Raw genomic sequence first — 1085 nt, 5'->3', positions numbered from 1 at the left:
TCCGCCGCACCGGCTCCCGCAGCGGCGCCGGTGGTGGCGGGCGCGGGGGCTGCGGGCTTCTCGCCGTCGACCTCGAGCACCTCCCCGTCGACGACCGGGCCGCCCGCCTTCTCCTCGGCGTCGACCTGCGCGATCGCGTCCTGCTCGGCCGCCTTGGCCGCCTTCTGTCGGCGGAACGAGTTCCACATGTTGATGAAGGTGGCGATGCCGGCCAGCACGAACAACGGCACGGCCAGCATGAGGATGTCCTCGCGCACGAGCCCGGGGTGCAGGGAGTCCATGACGTCCTGCGGCATCCGGATGTACGAGGCCAGCGGGACCCCGAAGATCTCGGCGTTGAGGAAGGAGGCGACCTGATCGGGGCCGAATGCCCCGTTGGTCATGGTCGAGGCCTCTTCGATCGACACCCCACGCGGCGAGAAGTTGAGAAGCACGTAGTACAGACCCAGGAACACCGGGATCTGCACGAGCAGCGGCAGACACCCGGCGGCGGGATTGACCCCGGCATCCGCGTACAGGGCCTGCATCTCCTTGGCCTGCTCCTGGCGGTCCTCGGGGGTCTTGCGGTCCTTGTACTTGTTCTGCAGCTCCTTCATCTTGGGAGCGATCTGCGCCATCTTGCGCATGGAGTACTGCTGCCGGTACATCGACCGCATGAGCAGCAACCGCACTGTCACCACCAGCAACAGCACGGACCCCACCCAGGCCACTCCGGAACCGGGGTCCACGACGAAGCTCAGCACCCAGTGCCAGAACTTCATGACGAGCGACACCGGATACGCGAAGAGGTCCACGGGCGAATCTCCAGATGGGACGGTGGCGCCGGAGCGGGCGCGCGGGGTGGGGCGGAACAGGCCGGGTCAAGACTAGAAGGCCGTCCCCCAGCGTGCCAGGGTCAGCGGGAGCGGTGGGGGCCGGGGTGCTCAGCGGCGGCGGGAGCAGCGGGTTCGTGCCCGGCGCGAGGTCGCCCGGCAGCGTCAGATGCTGCAGCCCACCCACACCGGCTCGGGGTGCAACTCCACGCCGAACGCCTCGAAGACGCCGTCGCGCACCTCGCGCGCCAGTGCGATCACGTCGTCGGCGGA

General features: G+C 69.0%; 1 protein-coding gene and 1 pseudogene. Both read right to left on the bottom strand.

Annotation, left to right across the window (positions count from 1 at the left end; genetic code table 11):
• Nucleotides 1–794 (bottom strand): membrane protein insertase YidC (yidC, locus tag G6020_RS12110; RefSeq protein ID WP_182610802.1); only part of this gene is annotated, 794 nt, incomplete at its 3' end.
• A 183-nt stretch (nt 795–977) separates the two neighbouring features.
• Nucleotides 978–1085, bottom strand: a pseudogene (gene murB, locus G6020_RS12105) (UDP-N-acetylmuramate dehydrogenase); the annotation flags it as partial.

The sequence above is a fragment of the Dietzia sp. B19 genome (assembly GCF_014145155.1).
In the GTDB taxonomy this organism is placed as follows: Bacteria; Actinomycetota; Actinomycetes; order Mycobacteriales; family Mycobacteriaceae; genus Dietzia; species Dietzia natronolimnaea.
The sequence above is the reverse complement of the archived record's forward strand: the minus strand, read 5'-3'. Positions and strand labels throughout refer to the sequence as shown.